Source organism: Oceanobacillus saliphilus, from assembly GCF_023522835.1.
In the GTDB taxonomy this organism is placed as follows: domain Bacteria; phylum Bacillota; class Bacilli; order Bacillales; family Amphibacillaceae; genus Oceanobacillus; species Oceanobacillus saliphilus.
Genome location: NZ_JALCZU010000004.1, coordinates 138,731 through 161,014 on the forward strand (window position 1 = coordinate 138,731; position 22,284 = coordinate 161,014).

The 22,284-nt window shown below is 34.4% G+C and carries 25 protein-coding genes; 11 read left to right on the forward strand and 14 right to left on the reverse strand.

Annotation, left to right across the window (positions count from 1 at the left end):
• Positions 1-18: 18 nt before the first annotated feature.
• The 3 genes from MN204_RS08770 to MN204_RS08780 form a co-directional block, all read right to left on the reverse strand.
• The gene (locus MN204_RS08770) at positions 19-1,422 is read right to left on the reverse strand and encodes an MFS transporter (RefSeq protein ID WP_249870708.1); all 1,404 of its coding nucleotides are present in this window, start codon (positions 1,420-1,422) and stop codon (positions 19-21) included.
• A gap of 320 nt (positions 1,423-1,742) precedes the next feature.
• Positions 1,743-4,082: a helix-turn-helix domain-containing protein gene (locus MN204_RS08775; protein ID WP_249870709.1), complete on the reverse strand. Its 2,340-nt coding sequence runs from the start codon at positions 4,080-4,082 to the stop codon at positions 1,743-1,745.
• Positions 4,083-4,242: 160 nt separating this feature from the next.
• Positions 4,243-5,226, reverse strand: coding sequence for an L-lactate dehydrogenase (locus MN204_RS08780; protein WP_249870710.1), 984 nt, complete (start codon positions 5,224-5,226; stop codon positions 4,243-4,245).
• 275 nt (positions 5,227-5,501) lie between these two features.
• On the opposite strand from MN204_RS08780, the gene MN204_RS08785 reads away from it, so the two are divergent.
• The gene (locus MN204_RS08785; protein WP_249870711.1) at positions 5,502-6,791 is read left to right on the forward strand and encodes a 2-hydroxycarboxylate transporter family protein; all 1,290 of its coding nucleotides are present in this window, start codon (positions 5,502-5,504) and stop codon (positions 6,789-6,791) included.
• A gap of 68 nt (positions 6,792-6,859) precedes the next feature.
• Here MN204_RS08785 and MN204_RS08790 read toward each other — a convergent pair whose 3' ends face one another.
• From MN204_RS08790 to MN204_RS08800, 3 genes are all read right to left on the reverse strand, one after another.
• Positions 6,860-7,147, reverse strand: a complete 288-nt coding sequence (locus MN204_RS08790) for a CC/Se motif family (seleno)protein (protein ID WP_249870712.1) — start codon at positions 7,145-7,147, stop codon at positions 6,860-6,862.
• An 81-nt stretch (positions 7,148-7,228) separates the two neighbouring features.
• Complete coding sequence (locus MN204_RS08795; RefSeq protein WP_249870713.1) at positions 7,229-8,530, reverse strand: carbon starvation CstA family protein; 1,302 nt, start codon at positions 8,528-8,530, stop codon at positions 7,229-7,231.
• Positions 8,531-8,727: 197 nt separating this feature from the next.
• Positions 8,728-10,674 (reverse strand): hypothetical protein, encoded by a 1,947-nt coding sequence (locus MN204_RS08800; protein WP_249870714.1) that lies wholly within the window; start codon positions 10,672-10,674, stop codon positions 8,728-8,730.
• A 1,649-nt stretch (positions 10,675-12,323) separates the two neighbouring features.
• On the opposite strand from MN204_RS08800, the gene MN204_RS08805 reads away from it, so the two are divergent.
• Positions 12,324-12,518 (forward strand): hypothetical protein, encoded by a 195-nt coding sequence (locus tag MN204_RS08805; RefSeq protein WP_249870715.1) that lies wholly within the window; start codon positions 12,324-12,326, stop codon positions 12,516-12,518.
• A 706-nt stretch (positions 12,519-13,224) separates the two neighbouring features.
• Here MN204_RS08805 and MN204_RS08810 read toward each other — a convergent pair.
• Positions 13,225-13,428, reverse strand: coding sequence for a YqaE/Pmp3 family membrane protein (locus MN204_RS08810; RefSeq protein ID WP_249870716.1), 204 nt, complete (start codon positions 13,426-13,428; stop codon positions 13,225-13,227).
• Between the two features lie 443 nt (positions 13,429-13,871).
• Here MN204_RS08810 and MN204_RS08815 point away from each other — a divergent pair, with 443 nt between their 5' ends.
• Complete coding sequence (locus tag MN204_RS08815) at positions 13,872-14,216, forward strand: hypothetical protein (RefSeq protein ID WP_249870717.1); 345 nt, start codon at positions 13,872-13,874, stop codon at positions 14,214-14,216.
• 290 nt (positions 14,217-14,506) lie between these two features.
• Here MN204_RS08815 and MN204_RS08820 read toward each other — a convergent pair whose 3' ends face one another.
• From MN204_RS08820 to MN204_RS08830, 3 genes are all read right to left on the reverse strand, one after another.
• Positions 14,507-14,659, reverse strand: coding sequence for a hypothetical protein (locus MN204_RS08820; protein ID WP_249870718.1), 153 nt, complete (start codon positions 14,657-14,659; stop codon positions 14,507-14,509).
• Between the two features lie 41 nt (positions 14,660-14,700).
• A complete protein-coding gene (locus MN204_RS08825) occupies positions 14,701-14,904 on the reverse strand; it encodes a hypothetical protein (RefSeq protein ID WP_249870719.1) in 204 nt (67 codons plus the stop codon).
• Positions 14,905-15,006: 102 nt separating this feature from the next.
• Entirely contained in the window at positions 15,007-15,207 is a 201-nt protein-coding gene (locus MN204_RS08830) for a hypothetical protein (RefSeq protein WP_249870720.1), read from the reverse strand.
• 107 nt (positions 15,208-15,314) lie between these two features.
• Here MN204_RS08830 and MN204_RS08835 point away from each other — a divergent pair, with 107 nt between their 5' ends.
• The gene (locus MN204_RS08835) at positions 15,315-15,638 is read left to right on the forward strand and encodes a hypothetical protein (RefSeq protein WP_249870721.1); all 324 of its coding nucleotides are present in this window, start codon (positions 15,315-15,317) and stop codon (positions 15,636-15,638) included.
• A gap of 33 nt (positions 15,639-15,671) precedes the next feature.
• Here MN204_RS08835 and MN204_RS08840 read toward each other — a convergent pair whose 3' ends face one another.
• A complete protein-coding gene (locus MN204_RS08840) occupies positions 15,672-15,824 on the reverse strand; it encodes a hypothetical protein (protein ID WP_249870722.1) in 153 nt (50 codons plus the stop codon).
• A 34-nt stretch (positions 15,825-15,858) separates the two neighbouring features.
• Complete coding sequence (locus tag MN204_RS08845; protein ID WP_249870723.1) at positions 15,859-16,095, reverse strand: hypothetical protein; 237 nt, start codon at positions 16,093-16,095, stop codon at positions 15,859-15,861.
• Positions 16,096-16,614: 519 nt separating this feature from the next.
• On the opposite strand from MN204_RS08845, the gene sigY reads away from it, so the two are divergent.
• The 7 genes from sigY to MN204_RS08880 all read left to right on the forward strand — a co-directional run bounded on the left by sigY (position 16,615) and on the right by MN204_RS08880 (position 20,718).
• Positions 16,615-17,145, forward strand: a complete 531-nt coding sequence (sigY, locus tag MN204_RS08850) for an RNA polymerase sigma factor SigY (RefSeq protein WP_249870724.1) — start codon at positions 16,615-16,617, stop codon at positions 17,143-17,145.
• A complete protein-coding gene (locus MN204_RS08855) occupies positions 17,132-17,494 on the forward strand; it encodes a YxlC family protein (RefSeq protein ID WP_249870725.1) in 363 nt (120 codons plus the stop codon). Before sigY ends, MN204_RS08855 begins: the two co-directional genes overlap by 14 nt.
• A gap of 350 nt (positions 17,495-17,844) precedes the next feature.
• Entirely contained in the window at positions 17,845-18,645 is an 801-nt protein-coding gene (locus MN204_RS08860) for a CPBP family intramembrane glutamic endopeptidase (RefSeq protein WP_249870726.1), read from the forward strand.
• 270 nt (positions 18,646-18,915) lie between these two features.
• Positions 18,916-19,179 (forward strand): YesK family protein, encoded by a 264-nt coding sequence (locus MN204_RS08865; protein WP_249870727.1) that lies wholly within the window; start codon positions 18,916-18,918, stop codon positions 19,177-19,179.
• A gap of 111 nt (positions 19,180-19,290) precedes the next feature.
• Complete coding sequence (locus MN204_RS08870; protein WP_249870728.1) at positions 19,291-19,596, forward strand: hypothetical protein; 306 nt, start codon at positions 19,291-19,293, stop codon at positions 19,594-19,596.
• 259 nt (positions 19,597-19,855) lie between these two features.
• Positions 19,856-20,371 (forward strand): GNAT family N-acetyltransferase, encoded by a 516-nt coding sequence (locus MN204_RS08875; protein ID WP_249870729.1) that lies wholly within the window; start codon positions 19,856-19,858, stop codon positions 20,369-20,371.
• A 131-nt stretch (positions 20,372-20,502) separates the two neighbouring features.
• On the forward strand, positions 20,503-20,718 hold the full coding sequence (locus MN204_RS08880; protein ID WP_249870730.1) for a hypothetical protein: 216 nt from the start codon (positions 20,503-20,505) through the stop codon (positions 20,716-20,718).
• A gap of 71 nt (positions 20,719-20,789) precedes the next feature.
• On the opposite strand, the gene MN204_RS08885 is transcribed toward MN204_RS08880, so the two are convergent.
• Entirely contained in the window at positions 20,790-20,990 is a 201-nt protein-coding gene (locus MN204_RS08885; protein ID WP_249870731.1) for a hypothetical protein, read from the reverse strand.
• Positions 20,991-21,894: 904 nt separating this feature from the next.
• Positions 21,895-22,284 (reverse strand): DUF6262 family protein, encoded by a 390-nt coding sequence (locus MN204_RS08890; protein WP_249870732.1) that lies wholly within the window; start codon positions 22,282-22,284, stop codon positions 21,895-21,897.

Genomic DNA, 22,284 nt, shown 5'->3' on the forward strand with positions numbered 1-22,284 from the left:
CGTTTTTAGCGCTTTGCGTTAACTGGCTTTATGACCGGTGTTGGTGCTTTCTTTTTCAAAACTATTTGGTACAAAAACGATAATGGAGAGAAGTGCTAACACTGCAAATATAACGTTTGTTATAATCCCCGCGGTTGCTGCTACCTCCACACTACTGAAGACTGTAATCGTACTATAAACCGTTGCAGAAATCGCTACACCAAATGCATTACCAAGCGAACTTGCCATTTTGTACACACCTGATGCTTCCCCAACTTTGTTTGATGGTGCGTAAGTAACTGCTGTGTCTGTGGAAGGTGTTGCATACATTCCAAGTCCTAAACCGAATAGGATGAATCCGCCAAAAACGACAATGGTATACAGCATATCTGGTAAAAAGGTAAGTCCCATAACTCCAACACCAATCATTGTTAACGTAGTTCCCCAAATCATTGGCTTTTTTGCGCCAGTACGTTGCATCAATTTCTCACCAACACGAATCATCGCAAGGACCGCTGCGAGATAACCTAGTGAAAGCATTCCTGATTGAAATGCTGAAAATCCGCGTCCAACCTGTACATATGTGTTTGCTACAATAAGTGTACCTGCTACTGCATTCAATAAGAAGTTAGAGATGGTAGCACCTGTATATGGTTTGCTTTTAAACATTTTGAAATCAATTAATGCATTTTTACGTTTTGCTTCGTATTTAATAAAGGATATAACACCAACAACTGTAATTACTGCAAGGCCAATCGTTATCGGACTTGTCCAACCGAAGCCAGCCCCTTGTGTAATAAAGATATTTAATGCGAGCATGGTCACAATAAAGATTCCTAGACCACCAAAGTCAAATTTAAATGCACCTGTTGTTTCTGCTTTACTTTCAGGTGTATCTTTAATTAACCACATTGCAAGGATTGCGAATACAATGGAGAAAATGAAAATCCATTTCCAGCCTAAAGATGTTGCAACGGCACCACCAAAGAATGAAGTGAGACCAGAACCACCCCAAGAACCAATGGACCAGTAACTAAGTGCACGTTGACGATCTGCCCCATCAAAGTATTCTTTCACTAAAGCAATGGTTGCCGGCATAATGGCTGCCGCAGATAATCCTTGTAATATTCGTCCTAAAATTAATAATGTGGAACCATTCGCTAAAACAAGCAATAGTGAACCGACAATACTTAAAATTAAACCAACGTTCGTAACTTTTTTCCGACCAATTCTATCTGCTAGTCCACCTGCTACAACAATAAACATTCCAGAGAATAGAGCTGTAAGACTAATTGCTACGTTTATTGTTCCTAGTGAAACACCTAAGTCAGATTGAACCGCTGGAACAATATTGACCATCGATTGTGCAAACAGCCAAAATGTAATAACCCCAAACACAATACCTGTTAGCATCTTATTTGTACCTTTATACGTTGCTTCCATGATACAACCTCCTATTTGTTGAAACTCCATTTGTGATGGCAATTACTATATTTTTGCCATCCTTAACCTGCTTCGTGTTAAATAAATCAATTGGATATAGTGCAATAAACAATTTATGAGCTCATCTTTGTTACAACTTAATTATAAGAAATATCCAATTTTAAAATAAGGTATTTTTCCGCCTCATCACCCTTATATCATGTGCATTTTTTCACATGATGAAAGATAGGTAGAAAATTACCCGCTATTTTTTAACAAAAATAGATGATTGTTAGGATAGTTAACAAACCGACCCTATCAATCATCTATAGAATTACTAATTAAAGATGCGCTCTTCGAATGTCAAAGAAATGAATGGCATTTATCGTCATATACGAATAAAACGACCAATCCCCATCAATCCGCTCATCGAATAGTTCCAATGACGGTTGACTTGTTTGTGTGATGTAATCAATAACCTCCGCATCCATTCCATATTCACTATTCAGATTCCACCATTTTGTATAGAGTGCTCCGTGATCTTTATCGAATACATGTTTTCTAATTTGATAATTACCAGGCTTTAACCCTGCAATGGTGACGCGAATATCTTTGTTTAATTTTTTTAGAAACGTTTCTTCGACGGAATAATATGGATTTACATTATTGATATTCATGAGGATAAGTTGATATCCACGATCATTTTCCGTCATTACATATTCCTGCCCTTGTGCGATGATGGTTCCGCTTAACTTCTCTAAAAACTGCATCGCAAAGTATGCTGGGCGTTTTCCATTAAAGTAATGGTAAAGCTCCAACCCCTCCATCGAAATTTGCCGATTTCTTCCCGACTTCTCGTGCTGTTCCGTATTAATCCAAAAGCCCATCGATTCTACTTCGCTTGCTAATTCGAGTGCATTCTTTAATACTAATGCACCACGGAAAAACGTCCCATTCGTGTGTCTCGTATTCCCTGAAAGCGTATTCCAGCTCACTAAACTAAGGGGCAGGTTTTTCCCATATTTTCTTAAATAGCGCTTCATTTTATCTGTTTTTTCCTTAATATATCCTTCTGCGAGTGAAAAGCGATCATCACCTAATTCTGTAAAGTCAATAATCTCGTTTTGATTCGCTTCATAGCCAATAAAATCGAGCGGTACGTCTCCTTCTACCAACCACGTATGATTATTCGTCGCCTTCTCCTCTTTGAAAGAAAATGGCAAAAAGGAGCCGATACGGATCGCTGGTACAAGTGATTTTAATGTTTCGTACAATTTCAAGTAGATGCGCTCCATCTCCGTTCCACTTACAGCTGTTACGGATGGTTCATATAACATAAAATGCCAATTTTCAAGATAAGAGGTCCCATATACATTCATACAATGTTTCATAAAATTCGTTAACTCTTTAAAATAAGCCACTTCATCACTCGTTATTTCCTTATAATCGACGCGAATAAAAAGTGATAAATCATGATGCTTTAGAAAATTCAAAGCGAAATCTGCGTTATAATAAGGTGAAGTGGTCGCAATGATTTCATCTGTTTCGACAGGTTTAATGAAGGTCGAACCACCAATCAATTGTCTGATAGCGATATTCTCCAGGCGCAAGTCTTTTTTTGCCATTAAAATTTGTAATCGTACACCTTCCTTTAATAACTCCCTTAACTCTCCAATAGCAAGGTTATGCATTGGCCGATTTATTTTATCCTTCGTAACTTGGCCTAAATCAACGTTTAATTCCGAAAGTTGCGTCTCTGAATTCGTATAGGATTCATCTGTATCGGTAAGGAACATACCTAGCTTCTCTAAAACCTCTGGTGATTTGATAATATGAATAGCATCATCAAAATCATAGGTTTTCATCGTATCGATTCTTTCTTCCTTATTTTCCTCCCGATAGACTTTAGGCGTACGCTTGTATATTTCTTTAAAGAAACTCACAAAAGACTTCGTATTTGGAAAGCCATTATTCATTGCAATATGGGAAATGGATTCCGATGTATATAGTAAGTCTTTCATGGAATGTTCAAGCCTAATTTTCATCAAAAAACGATTAAAACCAATGCCCGTCTTATTTTTAAAATAGCGAGACAAGTATCCGGAAGATAAATAAAACCGTTGTGCGATTGTGTCTAATGTGATTGGTTGATTATAATTCTTCTCCATATAATCAATAATTTGTGTTAAACGCTGGTCAGCTGTATCCACCCTTTCCGATGTGCTGCCCTTTTGTTTAAAACGGCGAATTAAAATAAGGAGAATTTGACTAACGTATGCTTGTAATTCTATTCGATAACTTTCGTCTCTTCGGTAGTAACTAATCATCAATTCCGCTAATAGCTTGCGAATATTATTGATCATCGATTCCCTTCCCATATCTATGTCTCCTGAGAAGCATTCAAACCGACTATATGGATACTCTTCGTAAAGATCAAGCATAAACCGATCTGAAATAGTCAAAATCAACACACGATTCTCTGTAGCACCATTTGCCTGATATAGTTGATTCCGATTAATAACGAGAACATCTCTTTCCTTTAATAGATAGAATCGGCTATTCGTTTCAACCCTCAGCTCCCCATGAATAACAAGCATCATTTGAATTCCTTGATTTAATCTTGGAGCCAATGATTCGATTTGTTGCAAATTTATTGTAAAATCTTCCATGTGATGATCCATATTATCTTTCCCCATTCTTTAATGGTTCTATATCTTCCAGTTTACACGTTCCCCGTTTAGAGAAGCAATAAAAAAAGAAGCTTCCCAAAAGTTTACATAACTTATGAGAAGCATCCGCTATTGAACTTCCATGTTACTTTAGCTCGTTCCCCCTACTCTTTCAGTTTACTTTCTTGTCTTTTCCCGTTGCTGCTATTTCCATCGTTTCTTGTATATATGCTGCCGATTTATGTAATAGCTTCATTTCTTGCTCATCTAATTTTATCTCGAGCTGCTGTTCGACACCGTTTTTACCAATAATGCAAGGCATGCTTAAAGCAACATCCCCATCATAGCCGTACTGCCCGTTTAGTGTCGTACAAACTGGGTAAACACTTCGTTCATCCAAGACAATAGCCTTTGCCAGTGTAATGGCTGCCTGGGCAATTGCTGCATTTGTCCAACCTTTACTCGTAATAACGTCATAAGCAGCATCCACTACTTTTTGACCGAATACGTTTCGATCGAGTGCTTCTTTCCCTTGGAAATAATTATCCAATTCGCTTTCCCCGAATCCTTGAACGTTTAAGCGGCTAAAGACAGGAAATGCCGTCATTCCATGTTCTCCCATCATATAACCGGTGACACTTTTGGGATCGATATTATAATTAGATGCCACTGCATGGCGCAAACGTGCGGAATCAAGCATCGTTCCTGTTCCGAATACCCGTCCTTTTGGATAACCGAATTCATTTTCTGCAATATATACCATTGTATCTAATGGATTCGTAATTAAAATAATAATGGCATCTTTCGTATACGTTGTGATGCCTCCCATCACTTCGCGAATAACTTCTGCGTTAACTGCTGCAAGTAAAGCCCGGTCCGGTTTTTCATTTTTATCGGTGACAATCACGCTTGGTCCAGCGGCAATAATAATGACATCCGCATCTTTTACATCTTCATAATCACCAGCGTACACATGCGTATTTGACATGTAAGTAAGCGCTGTTGCGTGGGCCTGATCAAGGGCTTCTCCAAATGCAACATCTTTATCCTTATCAATCACAACAATCTCAGAAAAAAGTTCTGTCTTCATCGCATCGGCAAGTACATAAGAACCAACATGCCCGACACCAACAATAGCAAGTTTATTATTTTTCATGATTTTCCTCCTTGTCATCCAATTGCTTTCAAGGATAGACATATAATTTAATTTTTCTACTATCTTATTTTATCTGTTTTTAAATAAATGTCTATTTTCGCCGGAAAAGGGATACACAGATTCCCCAAACTTTTTCTTTATCTATTTATGTACATAAATCTGAATTTAATTAACAGAAATTTTAAACACATTGACCTCATGTAGCTTCTCGTATTAGAATAATACTTTAGTTTAGTCGAGCCTGAGTCTAGAATAGTTTAGAAAAGAGGAAGAAGATGTCACAAGCTAAAAAGATTGAAGAATTAAACAACAAAGAAAAAGCAACGATATTTAACATTCCGATTGGCTGGTTTTTAATCATCCTTTCGATTACATTATTTGCGATGTACACTGGAAATTTACCTGCAGGAATGGTTGGAGCGCTCCTTATTATGATGGTTCTAGGTGAGTTTTTTGGATGGATTGGAGATACAACGCCCATTTTAAGAGGTTACCTTGGTGGCGGGGCAATTTTAGCCATTTTTGGATCTGCATTCTTGGCACATATGAACCTCATGCCCGAAGAAACAACGGGAATGATTGCCGACTTCATGCAAGTGAGTGGTTTTTTGAATTTCTACATTGCAGGATTAATAACGGGTAGCATTCTCGGAATTGATTCAAGGATTTTGCTGAAGGTAGGTAGTCGAATCGCGATACCTTTACTAGCAGGTGTAGCAACTGCAGTCTTACTCGCAGGAACGGCTGGCTTTTTAGTTGGGGATGGTTTTATCCATACCATTCTCATTATTGCACTTCCGCTTATGGGCGGCGGCATGGGGCTAGGCGGGGTTCCGTTGTCTCAATTGTATTCGGATATTTTAGGTAATGATCCTAGTTATTATATTTCACTTTTAGTTCCAGCCATTGCTTTAGGTAATTTATTTGCGATTGTGGCCGCAAGCGTGTTAAACGGCATTGGGAAAAAGTATCCACACTTAACTGGTAATGGTGAAATGATACCAGGCTTTCATGTCAAAAAAAGGAAAACGAACTACAGTTTGAATCAGTTGGGAATTGGATTGCTTGTTGGAATGCTATTTTTTGCAATCAGTAGCATATTAGGAGAATTCATTCCCCTTCATCCCTTTGCATTGATGATTATCCTATTAACGATTTGTAAAACATTTGATATTCTCCCCCAAATGATGGTGGATGGAGCGAATGGGTGGTACCAATTCGTCCTAAAAAACTGGACATTTGCATTATTAGTTGGAATTGGAATTACATTTACAGACCTTCATGTGATTATCAATGCATTTACACTTGAATTTATTATTATCGTCGGAAGTATCGTAATAGGAGTGACTTTAGCTACTGGATTTGTTGGAAAGTTAGTTGGTTTTTACCCAATCGAAGCTGCCATTTCAACAGGTTTAGGCATGGTTAATATGGGAGGCACTGGAGATGTTTCCGTTTTAGCTGCAGCGAAAAGAATGGAATTAATGGCTTTTTGTCAAATTTCCTCCACATTAGGAGCATCGCTGATCTTATTCCTGGCCAATATCTTTGCGAAATTACTTTAGATCTAAGAAAAAGGGTCAGTCCCCCGCCACACGAATACTTTCGTGCAGTGGGAATCTGACCCTTTTCATTAAAATCGGTCCAACCCTTCAACATAAACGGTTTTGAAAGGTCCCATTCCGGACAAACCAATCGTAAGGTGATTGTCTTTAAAGTACATTCCTTTTTCAACATAAATGGATAATCCATTCTGTTCGATAAAGTCATAGTTACTCCCCTTAGGTGGTTTATAGTTGATTTCTGTATCTTCATATACAAAACAGCAGCTTTTAACATCCGCCCTGGATATCGTTAATGTGTTGCCTTTTTTCTCCATAAACTGGTTTACTTCATTTTCAACAGTTACGGTAACTGGCATTTTTCACCATCCTTCCAGCGTAATGCACGAAGACGATCCCCGTATCCAACGCACGGATACTTAACCTGTCCTTTTCTCTTCTTAGGCTGCTTGATTTTTTGGTTTTGGTATGGGTTCATCTACCTCGAGTCCGTTGTGGCGATTGATTTTTGCATATTTAAAGAATAGTAAAATTAACCCAATGGTAATGATAGCACCCAGGATATAACTTACCTGAATTGAGAAATTGAAACCAATTTTAGCGTTTAATATATAGGTTGTTACGGCATAGGTCATAAATGTGCCTGGTATCAGCGCTATAAAATAGTTCTTTCTGGAAACATAGAGATACATGGTTGCGACGCATAGAGATATCGCTGCCAATGTTTGGTTTGCCCAGGAGAAGTAGCGCCATAATATATCAAAATCAACTGTTGACAATAGGATCGATACTGCAAATAATGGAATAGCAATTAGCATTCTCTTTGAAATCAGACGTTGTGGCACACGGAAATAATCTGCTATAATCATACGCGCACTTCGAAATGCTGTGTCTCCTGAAGATAATGGCAGTACAATAACAGATAGGACAAGCAGTGTACCAAAGAATGTACCAAGCATTAACCCGGCTACCTCATTAACAATACCACTTGTTCCAATTGTACTAATTAATTCATTTAACGAAACAGGTCCATCGAATAAACTCATTGCTGCCGCAGCCCAAACCATGGCAACAATTCCTTCAGCAAGCATCATCCCATAGAAAATATACCGTCCTTGATTTTCATTTTTAGTTGTCCGAGCAATAATTGGCGCTTGTGTTGCGTGAAAGCCCGAAATAGCACCACATGAAATAACTAAAAACAATAATGGGAAAATTGGTTGTCCCCCAGGATGAATATTTGTTAGAGATACTTCTGGAATAGGTGCCTGATTAATCACCAAGCTGATCCCCAGAGAAATCGTACCCAGTAACAGTAACATTCCAAAAATCGGATACAACTTGCCGATGATTTTATCAATTGGCAGCATTGTAGATAGCATATAGTACATAAAAATGATGACAATCAATGCAATTAATGCAATCTTTCCGTTAACTAAATTAAAAATTAATCCTGCTGATGAACTGACAAAAACTGTACCAACCAAGAGTAATACTAATACAGAAAAGATATTAACAATATGCTTCATTGGTTTCCCTAAAAATTTACCAACCAGTGCAGGAAGATGTGCACCACCATTTCGAATGGATATCATACCAGTTAAATAATCATGAACTGCACCGGCAAATATACAACCAAAGATAATCCATAAAAAGGCTACCGGACCGTAAAGTGCTCCCATAATTGGTCCGAAAATCATATCTAGACTTATTTTTGAAAATCCTTTTATAAATAAGGACATACACTTTAAGTATATGAAAACAAAGTATAGGTAATTTCTATATAACTTTTTGTACAACAAATACAAAAGACCAAATTACATGCGATTTGGTCTTCTAATGTTTCTCCCACAAAAACGCGCTTCTACAAGCAAAACTAGGGAGTCACTATCACTAGCATTTTCCTTATAAAGATCCCCGTTACAAAAGTAGTTTCATTTTAACTGGCATTTTTATAATATTTATCTCTAATATTTGTTTCAAATTTATCTAGAAAATATTTATTTATCTTTTTCTTACACGGTAACAAACTAATATTAAATAGCCCCATTAAAGTCGGTATTACCACAAAAACGATTAGACTAAGATTACTAAAAAATGGATAGTTATCTTTTACCCAATCAATGCTAGTCAAATAAATAATAAGACCTATTCCAAACGCAAAAGCACCTGATATTATATTAGTTGTTATATTTGCTCTTTTCTCAGCTAGTGAGCTTACACGTTTTTCCTGTGATTCAGCTGCAGCAGTATGTTGGATTTCCGCCAGTTTTAATTGATCCTTTAAATCCTTAATTTCTTGTTCCTTAACCTTACTTATTTCATTTAATTTTTGCTGTTCCCTATTATCTCTTTCCGTAAGAATTTCTTCAATTGTTCCAATTGAAACAATATCTTCATCCCCCATGGTTACATCCATGACCATTTCTCGTGCTGCTCGTGAATAATGTAGAAATGCGATATCCTCTTCAGTTGTTTTATTGGTACGCTTATAAATCTTTACCGTTTCCAAGTATCTGTTCCACAAGTGTTCAGGTGGTTGTACAGCAGCAAATGTTTCTGCAATAATTCTCTTCCTTGGCAAATCAGGAGCCTTGGAAGGATTTTTTAACCACAGTAGATTAGTAAGAATCGAATCGTGTAGAATAGGAGGTATTATTTTTGGATTTTCCTCATTAAAAAAATACTCTTTTACAATTTGAGCCAATTTAAAGTTGTTGGTAACAAAAATAGCCCTGCTCTTTTCGATATGTAACGGTTTCAAACCTTTTCTTAACCGCATAATTGCTGAAACGGATTGTACATCCCTATCTCTGGCATTTTGATTTCGATAAGTTATATTTTGTTTCAAACGTTCTTGTAACTCTTCATGCGATATGACATGGGCATAATCATCGTAATCAACCGATTCGACTATTTTAATGCTAAATCTTTCCTTTAACTCATTTTCAATTCCAAAAATAAATCTGTCGATGTCCGTCGTATTGTAACGCTCGTCCAAAAAATTATTAATCGTTCCATGGGGATCGTGTACCCGTCTCGTTAAATTGTTTCTGCAGTATTCTAAGATACCAATCATTTCATCGATATTGTGCCTAAACACCCTTAGTATTGCATTGTTCAAACGCAACATATCAATAAGTTCTAAACATGGTTCTTGTCTGGCTTCACCAGCGTGTCCTAGAGCATAAATGAGAAATGTTGAATCAAAAAATATTTCGGTACTTTTAAACTTCATATTTATTGTTGTAACATCCTCTTTGTAATAAAGAGCATCGGTTAGCATCCTTCCTTTTACTATATCAATTATGTAATCAAAAGAAATCAAGTTAGACTTGTGAGCATGCTCAATAAATTTTGAAATAATATATTCTACTTGACCTTCTTTTTTATCATCTGATTTAACGCCTTTTGAGCTTGAGGAAGGGTTTATGGATGAATCCAAAAGGACTAACTGATGTATATCTAGAAATGTTTCCAAAGCTTTCTCTGCTTCATCCATTTCTATTGTTATTTCATAATTTTTCATACCGTAATTAATGATATCTTGAATAAGTTTTTCGTGTTTTTCGATCATTTTTTGTTTAATCTCTTGAAAGTTGGAATCACTTAGCGTTTCATAATTAGGAATTAAAATCCTATCCTTGATATTGACATAATGTTTAGGAATCAATTTTCTTCTTAAAATTGTATTAACAACACTAGTCGGCAATTGAATTTTAAAATATTCTTTTATTTTACCTTTTAATTCATTTACTGAAATAGTTTCTACTCCCGAACGCACTAATGCTTCTTTTACAAACGGGACAAAATGATCAAATTGATCTACATTTTTACTTTCGTTTACATTCATTATTGCAAAAGATATTAACTGCTTCTCCTCCATGTATTCCCCCAAAATAATATCCTCCAAATTAATACATTTTCCCTATATTATAGCAGACTTCAACAAAACTTTTCAATTTTTAGATTATTCTAGAGGTAATTATCTGTAAATATCAAAAAATAGTATTACCATACATTGGAGTAGATTGATAGTATCATCCCATCTATTTTGGAATCGAACCTAGAGTTTATTTGGATAAACTCTAGGTTCTTTTGCATTTCTAGATATTTTGTAATTTAAAAATGTTAGAATGTATACTAGATACTAATTTTACTTCAATATGATACGATTTCTATACAGCAAGTGAAGTTACAGAAGGGTTGATTATCCCACGACCATCCCCTTGCCGGACACTTTAATCATGTACCAACCCTTTACCTAACCTGTTGCCGTACTAATAAAGCATTTAAAGACTTATATATTAAATTATTCATAGTTTGATAAATTTATAGAAGTAAATTTACTACCATTTGAAAAGAAATATATCCGGTGTCCAATTTTTGATGACATCGTACTAAAAGTTAGAAAAGGAATTTATGAAGTCGTAACAGAAGCATAAAACTGCGGAACGCGATCATTATTTTTAAAAAGAAGACTCATTTCTAACAAGAATTTATGCGTTGGTTTGGGGTGGCTCTGGGTAAGCTTGGGGGCTAGGAAGGGGACGGGTTTCACCCCTTGCCCGCACCCCTGGCTGTTATCCACAGAAAGCCACTGGAGGACCCAAACCGTGAATAAATCGGAGTGGCTAAATTGCGTGTAATAGGGTAAACTAATGATGCTTGGTCGGCAGGGTGATTACTTTATTTTTATGAAAAAACGGGATTTTAATAAAAAGAAGTCTGAATTCAACTGTGAATCAGACTCCTTTTATTTTTGCAACCAGTTTAGTAATGGTCAGCAAAAAAATCATATTTCTCAATTATATACCGATAAGTTCCCCTGTCTTTAACAGAAAATGGTGAAAACAGTGTATAACAACTTTGGTGTTTAACTGTATTCATTTCATCCAAAAACACGGGATTGCTAGGTTTAAACAATTTCTTACATACTGGACATCGTAACCGTTGAAATACAATATTCTTCAATTAATTTTCCTCCTATCAATTGTAATCAACTTTATTACTTTAAAATTCTCCATAAAACGTTTAAATCCTGCCTGGAAAACAGTGCTTTTAAAATTCCCACTAATCCATATTTTTTCGATTATGACACACCAAGTAAAGAAGAATGCAATAGACCGTGTCAGGAACGGTCTGGACAGGTTATTATCTATACATTATCAAAGTAAAAATGCATTAATGCCTCATTCTAAAGGGTTCCGTTTTGAGTAACGGGTTCTGTTTTGAGGTGCAAAACACTAATTAAACAATTAAATTAACTTACAAATTATATGCTAAAAGCTCTGCATTTTAGCAGAGCTTTTAGCATTATAAAAACAAGGTTGTTTAGCTTATAAAATCAATCTAACTTATGAAATTTATTAAAAATTTCAGACATAATATGTTAAACTTAATTATGAGATTGTGAATAAATGTACTTAAACTAATTGGCAGTTTAGTGGAAGAAGAAGTAATTGAAAATTGAAACGTAACAGAAACATAATTCGTATATATATAAACGAAATCAAGTAATTGGAGGGAGAAATAGTGAAAAAAACTTTAAAAATTAGTGTGGGGTATATTGTTGGAGTTATTATAGCAATAGTTGCAATGAGTTTATGGAGAAACGAAGAGATAGATTGGCAACTTATGTTTAGTTTAGTTATAGGAGGCTTCATAGGAATACTTATTGTATCAGGAATAACAATGTATATTAAAAAAGCGAAGGATAAAGCCCAGTGAATAAGAGTTGTTTCAATTTAAGTAACGGGTGCGTTAATAAAGGAGGTTAAACAAAATGGAAATAAAATTAGGAAACAAGAAAACAGTTACCTCAAAGTCAATATTTAAGATAATGTTTATACTGGTTTTAATTGCTACGATAGCTCTAATGATAATTAACGTACTATCTGATAGGAACTTGATTACAGGAATGGTCATTATTTCAGCCTGTGCAACTTGTGTGTGTTACTATTTTAGTAAAGAAAATAATTAAACTAAAGAATGCGTTAATGTAAGGAGGCTAACATTGAATAAATATTATCGAAATATTACTACCATAATATTTATTGTGATTATCTTTTTAATGTTATTCACATATTGGCTTAATCTAAATTTTGGTTATGGACAAATATTTCTAATCATAGCAGGAGGATACGGTATCTACCTAAACCTTAAAGCTAAATTAAAAGAGCGAAATCAAACGTGAATATGTAAATAGCTTTAGTTATTGTGAAGAGTTGTACTTAAAGTAAAGGGTGCTTTAGTTCAATTAGGTTGGGAAATATTAAGAAAAAAACGCTCAGATTTTTCTAAGCGTTTTTACTTGTCGTTTATATTGCTAATTCACTGTTGAAGTATATGCTAATTAGGTTGTTATTTACATTGTTTTTAGCACTTTTCTCCCCATCAACCGAACCCGTTACGATTATACGGATGCCTTTTTGTTTTACTTATTGTTTAGTTTACGCTGAAGCTTAACTTGTTTTACCATACGTATGTCTGACTTACTTTCATTTACAACTAAAATAGCGTGTATTACTCCTGGTACCCATAACAGTAAAGATAAAAAGAAATTGATTAGTGCTTGAATCGGTTTACCAACCATTAATACTGCAACTGGTGGAAAGAGAATAGCTAATAAATACATCATATACAACACTCTCCTTTGTCTTATATACCTATTCGACAAAGGGTGACTTATGTCCTGCTAATTATTTTTTATTATTCCTCATTTTACCTCTGACTCTTTTATAGGTGTCACGATTAACACCCATTAGATCTAACAGCTCACGTTCTTTCATATGTTGCTGTTCTTCAGTGCCCCTATGTAGGCAGGTCTCCTGACTTATGCATTTTCCTACGTGAAAGTAGAGTCGGATATTTTGAAATAAATTTCTCTATGTCCTGTTTCTGTATCTTGAAACAATGTGTGTCGTTACTAATGTTGCAACCGAACCAAAAACTGCCCCAAATATACCTTGATTTCCTGAAATAAACTCCAGCAATTTTATCTACCCCTATTAGAGTATTTACATACTATTCTAACATATAATATGGTATAATTTACTTATAATCTATTAAAAGGTGATTAACATGATTCAAATTGTCGGAGAAACTACTCTTCATTTTAATTCTAAAATTATTTCAGTTGAATTAATCCAACGCCTATTGGATGAAAGGTTTGAAATGTACTTTATTGATTCTCATATAATTACTGGTACTAATCATCACTTAGACATTAAATTTGTACTTAATACCATTGAATATTCCCATTATAAACGGTTTACCGATAATCACAATTACGCATTAAATGCATTTAGAGACCAATTCCCTTCATTAGTTAAAACAGAGCCATTTATCGTGCTTAAGTTTCGCAAATCATATAAATCCTTTAAAAATAAAAAGGATCATTTTGTAATGCTCATCAATAACAAATAAATGGAAATATGAGGCTTGCACTCAATTTAAGCACTATGCACATTCCAAAAAGTAAGAGAATATTATTCTCCTTAATTTACACAACCGATTTCTTACTTCTATATTCAATACTTGCTGGATGATTACTCCAACGCTTACCACTCAATATGTAACTAATACAAGGTTGAGTAACACCTAATTCTCTCCCAATTTGTGGCTTGTTATATCCTTCTTCAGCCAAAATAAAAACAGATTCAACTTGTTCAACTGGATAAAAACTCCGCACTCGTGGCTCAATTCATCCGCAATAATCATAAACCAATGTATTTGTGACTAAACATATGTACTTCATAATAATCTTTAACTATTTCCAATGTTGGCATCGTATTGATTTTAACCTTATCCACTACATCAAATTGTTTCCGATAATCATATGTATAAAATTCAGGATTCATATAATCCATTTTCCATTCTCCTTAAAATTTGTCCATAATAAAAACAGCCACTAAAGGCTGTTCAATCCAAAATATAAAAAGCAAAGTGCTATTGCCCCAAAGAATATTGATCTTGCACCGTATAATACTACTAAATTATAATCTTTTTTACTTTTACTTCTGAAATAGGTAATAAATAATCGTGCTTCTTTAATGACAAAATAAATTGAAATCACAGTAATTATTAATCCGATAACACCAAATAAAATCTCCATGAAATCCCCCCATAGTTGTTTAATAAAGTATATGTACAGCCATAGGGGAAAAGTACCGCATAATAAAAAGACTCCCGATTGGAAGCCTAATGTAACGATTAATTAATACTTACCCAATGGTCTATTAGGCAATTTGCTTTCAATATCTTTTAATCTGTTGTCTATACTTCTTAATAATGCAGAGTAATCTCTTACAACATTGACACTTTGTCCATAAGCAGACTGTGAATCAACAAACCTATTTAAAGCCTTTGTATGTTCTTCTAAAGCATTTACAAAATCTTTATCCTTATATTCAGGCATTATATCACCTCCCGGTCTACTTAATTCAACAAGTCGTGACTAATTTCCTGCAATTTTCTTACTATATTCTTTCAAATTCTGATAGAATTCATAAAGGAGGTGAGAAGTTGAAATACAATAACAAAGGACTAAAACAGTTACAAAAAAGTTTAAAACAATTAGAAAAAAACGCTAAAAGTGTCGAAGGTGATAATCATGTACCTTTTAATGAAATGTTCAACACATCTTTTATGAAAAAGTATACTGATTTCACTAATATCGATTCATTTTTTGACGCTTCCCCTTTCACCTTAGAAACTCAAGAAGATTTACAAGCAATTCCTGAAGATGAATTAGATATATTTGTATCAGAAAATACTTCGTTTAATACTTGGCAAGAAATGCTTAGTAAGGCTGGTAAAGAATGGACTGCGAAGAAACTTGGATTCTAATTGGAGAGGGGTGATAATTTCATCCCTTTTATTCTACAATGTCTTTTCACCATTTTGATATATTCCATCAGGTTTCAACTCTAATATATTGCTATTATCAGCAATTGTAACAATCCCAGCTTTAACAGAAGTAGAAGTACCATTAGTCTGATCTTCATATTTCAATTCATCTGTAAACAAGGTCATCAAATAACTAATTCCATCTAATGTACCACTATTTTCATGTACTATTGTTAATGGATGTATTATTTATTGTAGTATCTTTTAATGTTCCATTTGTAAATGTTTTATTTCCCCAACTTCCAGCTTCAACCTGTCCAATTGTCACATTACCTGTATATTGTCCTGTGCCTGATAATTTTGAAATAATTGGAGAATCAGCTGACAAGGCATCCATATCCTCGTCTGTATATTCAGGCTTCTCTACATTATTCCAATCAATTCTGCCACCATTCATATTAAGGGTTCCAGTATTATGTAAGGCTCCTGAATCGTCTGCAAAGAAAGCATCTACCCATGCTTCATCTTCTTTTATTTAAATCCTAATACCATCAATTGAAGTAATAGTAACTCTGCTACATTTACTATTTATTTTATTTCTTGGTGAAACTCTTGAATCATGCAGAATGTATATGGCATTTAATAGATGTAGGTTTTGGCAGTATGAATATTAGAGTTAATGTATAATAAGAATATGGATTATTGCATATTGATGTATTTTTATACAATAAATTTCCAAAAACTTATTCAACTAACGGGGCAGTTTAGTTAAAGAAGACATACTTAAACAAGTACTCTGAACTCGTTGAATGAGCAACAATACTTTGGTTTTTGGTCAAATATATAACTTTCAAGTAAACTTAATAAATACTAATAGGTGGCTAAACTTTTTTGTTGTGATTCTTTATGTTAAAATGAACGATTTCCCCCAGTTAGTCGTATTACATATAGAACATTAATGTATGGAGTAGATCTCATGGATGAAAAGGATTTAATTCGAAAGGCGAAAAAAGGAGATACATTAGCTCTTTCGACACTGCTACAACAGAATTATTCGTTTCTCGTAAGGTATTTAATGAAAGTTACCCTTCATCCACAAAACGCAGAAGATTTAACACAAGAGACGATGTTGAAGTGTATTGAAAAAATTCAACTGTATAATGGTGAATCCAAGTTTTCTTCATGGCTCATTACAATCGCAACGAACCTTTTCATCGATCAACAGCGTAGAAAAAAGCGAGAGAAAAACTGGCAAAAGCAGCAACAAGCTCTCCGAAAAATGAAATGGAATGCAGCCAATAGGAATGAAGAATGGACCGATGTACTTGATGTACTTGCTCAAATTAATGAAGATATACGTATGCCCATCGTGTTAAAGCATTATTACGGATATTCATATGAGGAAATTGGAAAAATGATGGGTATTGCAGAAGGAACAGTAAAATCTCGAGTTTCAAATGGTTTAAAACGTGTACGAAAGGAGTTGGCTGAACTTGAAGGAGAATGATTCTAGAAATAGTAATTCTTTATTGGATGATGAAGATGAATTAACGGTTAAGCAAATAATAAATGGTTTAGAAAAACTAGATCAATGGAATCCAGTATCTACTCCAGACTTACAATTGTTTCAACAAAATGTTGAATTAGAGAAAAATAGAATACGAAAAAAACAATGGAAAGACCTCCTCACGTTTATCTCAGTTGCAGTATTTGTGCTTTCGGTTGTGATTGCTATCGTTTATCATGAGCCAATTTTTTATCTTTATTTTCAGCTTGTGGGTATTATCTTACTGCCCTTAGCTTTTAACAAAACTAGAAAGAAGGTCAGGAATGAAGATCTCCAACAATCTAAGTAGCACACCGCTTTGGTTATTGATCGTGATTGCATTCATTCTGATTTGCCAGAGCTCATGGATGTTTTGGGATGCACGGAAGAGGGGACATAATGCTTGGCTATGGGGCTTTTTAGGACTTATTCAATTTCCGACGTATCTTATTATCTATCTTATTTTTGCAAGAAAAATCTTTAAAAGAAAGGTCTCAGGATCAAATTCCTGAGATTTTTTTTATTTATTTTTTCGTGAGTGAACGATTAGACGAACGTAATCGTATTAAGGGTAAATAAACAATTTGGAGGAGAAAAAAATGAGAGAAAACAGAGATTCATAATTTAATGAATTTTAAACTAAAATCAAGGAGGTTACTTATGACAAAGCAAAAGAGTATGAAAGGGCTATTAATTTATCTCTTGGTTGGAATCATTGCATTATTTTTCTCGTATCTTCTTGGATTATCGACACTATCGACATATTCGACCCAATTAGAGCAATTGAGTGAAATGACGGGGATCTCAGGACCACCTGAAATGTTAGCCTTACTCGCCGTCATTCCAAATTTTATTATATTAATCATTACTCTTGTCATTGGATTTTTCATTGCTCATAAAGTGGGATTAAAATCGGCTATTATTCATCCTCATGCTAGAGATAAGTCAAAATCAGAATGGATAAAAGGGATTAAACTAGCTATCATACTCGGTTCGATTGCAGGAGTCGTTTTGAGAGGATTCGATTATCTTTTCCAACCGTTCTTACCAGATGGTTTAATAGAACTATTACGACCTTATAATGCATTAGAATTTATAACAGCTTTACTGTACGGAGGAATTCTTGAAGAACTACTAATGCGTTTTGGTTTAATGAGCTTGTTAGTTTTTGTTTTTTGGAAACTATTTGATCGAAAATCGGCAAAACCTTCTAACTGGGTCTTTATCTTTGCCATATTCATTAGTGCCTTATTATTTGCATTAGGTCACTATAGCATAACCGCAAGTAATATAGAAATGACCACATTCATTTGGTTCCGAATGATTCTCCTAAATGGTTTACCTGGCTTGTTCTATGGTTGGATTTATTGGAAGCACAATCTAGAACTTGCCATGCTTGCACATATGTTTACGCATATTGTCTTGAATTTACTCATGTTGATTTTCTCCGTTTTTATGTAAAAATACCAAAAAAGGACGTAACATTATCAGCAAAAAAGTTACGTCCCTTTACTAATAAATTGGATTAGAAGAAACTAATAACACATCATTAACGGTTGGTTTATTCTCTTTTTTAACTACGTGAAGAATTTCACTTAAACTAACTGGTGCTTTAGTGTAACAAATAGATCTTCAATACGTTTGGTATTTTCTTAATAAAGAGTCGAATAAAAAGAGGTTATGTATATGCAAACGATTGTTTGATAAGAGTATGTAAAGGGAGGGAACAAAATGGATGCTTTAATGTTAGAAGGATGGACACCGATACTGCTCATTGGGATTGCTGTTGCTATAATCATCTTTTTTATATCTCGTAAGATTTCCAGAAAAGCTCTAATCTTAGTTTCCATCGTATTGAGTTTAGTTTGTGTCGGAATCGTTATTTACAGCAGAGAAATTGGTGGTTGGGAAGGCTTTGGGTTAATATTTGTTGCAATCAGTGGTTTCATTGGAATATGGGTAGGTACTATAAGTGGATTAATGATTAAAAAATAATTATGTAATGTGATTCCTTCAACAAACTTCTTAAAAGAGTGGCAGTCGATTGGATTAGGAAAGATATTTATAAATTGAGAATGGAACTATAAATTATGGGGTGTAGATTTAATGAAAAACAATGATACTATTTATGAAATTGTCGTGCATGTTGTCAATTGGCTCTTACTCGGATTTCTCGGTTTTATCGCATTTTTCTCTATAGTAAATATCAGCCCAGCCCCAAGACCCTATGGTCTCCTAATCGGTTATGATTTTATAATGTTGCTAATCTGGGGAGGTAATTACTGGTACCAATACAAGAAAAGAAAATGGATTGTGCTAATAGCTGGAGCCATCCTTTACGTCGTCATTGCTTTGCTTCTCTTAGGTGTAGCCGTACCACTTCTGGCTAAATTAATTTATCCTTGGGCGTAGTCGTGCCAGTTCTAGCTAAAATGATTTATTCTTACTAAAATGAATCCGCAACCATACTGAATAAAAATTAAACAGATTTATCACTTTTGGTAAGCTAGCTAATAGAAGCTCAGTTCTTATTGCATTATCAGGTGCTTTAACACAAATAAGGAGATTGTCGGTATGGCAGCCTATCTTGTGCTATCTGGCGGGTTAGTTCAATGAAGGATGTTATAATAAACTTTATTATTTTACTGTTTTTACATTGGAGGTACTTAACTTGGAAATTAAAAAAGCAAGTAAAGAAGATATAAAGCACATATCAAGGGTTTATGTTAATAGTTGGAGAACTACTTATCATGGTCTAGTACCAGACGATTATCTGAAAGAACTATCGTACGAAGAAGCAGAAATAAGATGGATTGATTTTTTAAATAACGAAAATGAACCTTTTATTTATGTTGCAACTAATGATATAGGGAAAATTATAGGCTTTGCATCAGGTAAAAGCATTGATGAGAAGAATTTTAATGGAGAACTTTATTCACTTTATCTCACAGAGGAATGTAGAGGATTAGGACTTGGCAGGCAGCTTGTTTCAGCTATTGCTAAGCATTTTATAAAAAAAGATATACATACTATGATGGTTTGGGTAATGAAGCAAAATAAATCTGGACTAGCTTTTTATGAACATATGGGAGGAAAAGAATACATTCATAGGACTAGTACGCTTGGAGGAACCAAAGTAGAGGATGTTGCGTATGGCTGGCAAGATATCTCAGTATTATGTGTTTAATAATAGCAACAAAGATTTAAACGTGTACCTAATTCAACTAACTGGTGCTTTGGTTCAACAAGCTAATATTTAATAAACAACTAGTGCTTGTTTATTAAATATCAATTATAATAATGATAGAGGTGATAAAAGTGGATGAGCAAATTCTTGATGATCTACTAACAGAAATGAATAATGAAATGAAAAGTATGAAATTATATATTCATTCTTTGAAATCTGAAATGCATAATCGATTTGACACCATTGAAGAAAAACTAGAAGGTGTTGGTAGGCGGTTTGAATCTCATCATCACCCTGATACATCACCACTGTCCGCCTCGTCTACTACACACCGAAAGAACTATTAATGTCTAAAACAGACATGATTGTATAAAAATTGCTTACCTATTGGTAAGCAATTCAACAAAAACCATTTTTGTTACTTTGATAATTTATAGATAATAACCTCTCCAGACTGTTCCTCACACAGTCTATCGCACTCTTCTTTACTTGGTGTGTTTTTGTAGGCATTGTACCTTTCTTCAGTAATAGCCCCACCTAAGTAAATATAATCCTCATACTCCTCTAAATCTTTTAATGTACCAAACCCAACTAAGCGACCTTCAATAATTTTTTCCATAAAATACCCCTCCTATATCTATAATCGAAAAAAGTATCAAATAGGGGGTGAATTTTTTATAGAAAGACTCATAATTTCATGACTTTTCTCTTGACTACAGATACATAAACCACCTGTTTAATGTTAGGGCGTAACTCGCGTGTTCCAAAATTCCAGATAACTCGACCTGCATTTCTATAATAAAATGGTGCATGAAAAAAAGTAATCACCCTGCCCACCAAGCTCGTGTGATTACTTTTTTCATACACCATCAGAGTACCATTTTACACGAATTTATAAAAGGTTGCCACTGCAATCTATTCCGCCGGTTTGGGTCCCCTGCTAGACTTTCTTTGATTTTAAGCAGGGATTGAAACTCGTCCCCCTTGTAAAGCACTGATTTACATATGGCGAATTTTTTAATCACTCCGGATCTGACTAGTGTGCCGGAGCTTGCCGAAAGTAAAAACGTTATTATCCTACTATAAATCTATAATAAAATCATTAATATAAATTCTATTATATATTAATATATAATAATTAATAACTGAAAATAGAAAAGAACAAGGAATCTAAAAGATTCAGTAGTGGAAACCATATTACGGTACAGCAATTTGTCGATTTAACCGAGTACTGTACCGTCATATGGTCATGCTGCACCTTCATATGTTTTCATATTCGATTTTTGAAGAATTTGCCTTGGAAAATAAAAAATGTGGTTTGAACTTCGGAAACCTTATGAAGGTACAGTAATGAATACAACCCCCACATATTGTTATCTGACTTAAAAATAAATTAATGGAGATACAATTAAAACTATAAAAACCAAGCAATCACATTTATAGGGGTGTTCTTAAGCTTAAAAATTTTAAAGGGTGTTTTTATGGATAATCCATTCTTAAAACAAATTGGACCCAATAGTTTTTTATATCTTACTACTATAAATTTGACCATAGAGTTTTTTTAATTCCTCTTTTAATTCCTTATTATCTTTCTCCAATTCTTTGATTCTATCGTATAAAACCTCCATTTTCGCATCTTTGCTTTGATCGCTCATATGATTTTTTAATGACTTAATGTTAGTCACTTGATTTTGCCTTTCTCTACACGCTTCAATCTCGCTTCTTATTTCTTGATTTTTATATAGATATGTTTTTGAAACACCAGCTAATTTCGCCACTTTATTAAAATTTATAGGTTTGTTATTACTTGTTAATTCCTTCAGAGCTTGTTTAGCCTTATCATAAGATACTTGCCTTTTTTTTTGGGCGTATTCTTTTACACCAGCAGTATTTCTTTGGTGGTCTAGTTTCAT

What these genes read in the sequence shown, in the direction of transcription:
- MN204_RS08770 (WP_249870708.1), bottom strand. Translation starts at nt 1,422, where the DNA reads ATGGAAGCAACGTATAAAGGTACAAATAAGATGCTAACAGGTATTGTG.
- MN204_RS08775 (WP_249870709.1), bottom strand. Translation starts at nt 4,082, where the DNA reads ATGGATCATCACATGGAAGATTTTACAATAAATTTGCAACAAATCGAA.
- MN204_RS08780 (WP_249870710.1), bottom strand. Translation starts at nt 5,226, where the DNA reads ATGAAAAATAATAAACTTGCTATTGTTGGTGTCGGGCATGTTGGTTCT.
- MN204_RS08785 (WP_249870711.1), top strand. Translation starts at nt 5,502, where the DNA reads ATGTCACAAGCTAAAAAGATTGAAGAATTAAACAACAAAGAAAAAGCA.
- MN204_RS08790 (WP_249870712.1), bottom strand. Translation starts at nt 7,147, where the DNA reads ATGCCAGTTACCGTAACTGTTGAAAATGAAGTAAACCAGTTTATGGAG.
- MN204_RS08795 (WP_249870713.1), bottom strand. Translation starts at nt 8,530, where the DNA reads ATGTCCTTATTTATAAAAGGATTTTCAAAAATAAGTCTAGATATGATT.
- MN204_RS08800 (WP_249870714.1), bottom strand. Translation starts at nt 10,674, where the DNA reads ATGGAGGAGAAGCAGTTAATATCTTTTGCAATAATGAATGTAAACGAA.
- MN204_RS08810 (WP_249870716.1), bottom strand. Translation starts at nt 13,428, where the DNA reads ATGATGTATTTATTAGCTATTCTCTTTCCACCAGTTGCAGTATTAATG.
- MN204_RS08815 (WP_249870717.1), top strand. Translation starts at nt 13,872, where the DNA reads ATGATTCAAATTGTCGGAGAAACTACTCTTCATTTTAATTCTAAAATT.
- MN204_RS08820 (WP_249870718.1), bottom strand. Translation starts at nt 14,659, where the DNA reads ATGGATTATATGAATCCTGAATTTTATACATATGATTATCGGAAACAA.
- MN204_RS08825 (WP_249870719.1), bottom strand. Translation starts at nt 14,904, where the DNA reads ATGGAGATTTTATTTGGTGTTATCGGATTAATAATTACTGTGATTTCA.
- MN204_RS08830 (WP_249870720.1), bottom strand. Translation starts at nt 15,207, where the DNA reads ATGCCTGAATATAAGGATAAAGATTTTGTAAATGCTTTAGAAGAACAT.
- MN204_RS08840 (WP_249870722.1), bottom strand. Translation starts at nt 15,824, where the DNA reads ATGACCTTGTTTACAGATGAATTGAAATATGAAGATCAGACTAATGGT.
- MN204_RS08845 (WP_249870723.1), bottom strand. Translation starts at nt 16,095, where the DNA reads ATGAATGGTGGCAGAATTGATTGGAATAATGTAGAGAAGCCTGAATAT.
- sigY (WP_249870724.1), top strand. Translation starts at nt 16,615, where the DNA reads ATGGATGAAAAGGATTTAATTCGAAAGGCGAAAAAAGGAGATACATTA.
- MN204_RS08860 (WP_249870726.1), top strand. Translation starts at nt 17,845, where the DNA reads ATGACAAAGCAAAAGAGTATGAAAGGGCTATTAATTTATCTCTTGGTT.
- MN204_RS08865 (WP_249870727.1), top strand. Translation starts at nt 18,916, where the DNA reads ATGGATGCTTTAATGTTAGAAGGATGGACACCGATACTGCTCATTGGG.
- MN204_RS08870 (WP_249870728.1), top strand. Translation starts at nt 19,291, where the DNA reads ATGAAAAACAATGATACTATTTATGAAATTGTCGTGCATGTTGTCAAT.
- MN204_RS08885 (WP_249870731.1), bottom strand. Translation starts at nt 20,990, where the DNA reads ATGGAAAAAATTATTGAAGGTCGCTTAGTTGGGTTTGGTACATTAAAA.
- MN204_RS08890 (WP_249870732.1), bottom strand. Translation starts at nt 22,284, where the DNA reads ATGAAACTAGACCACCAAAGAAATACTGCTGGTGTAAAAGAATACGCC.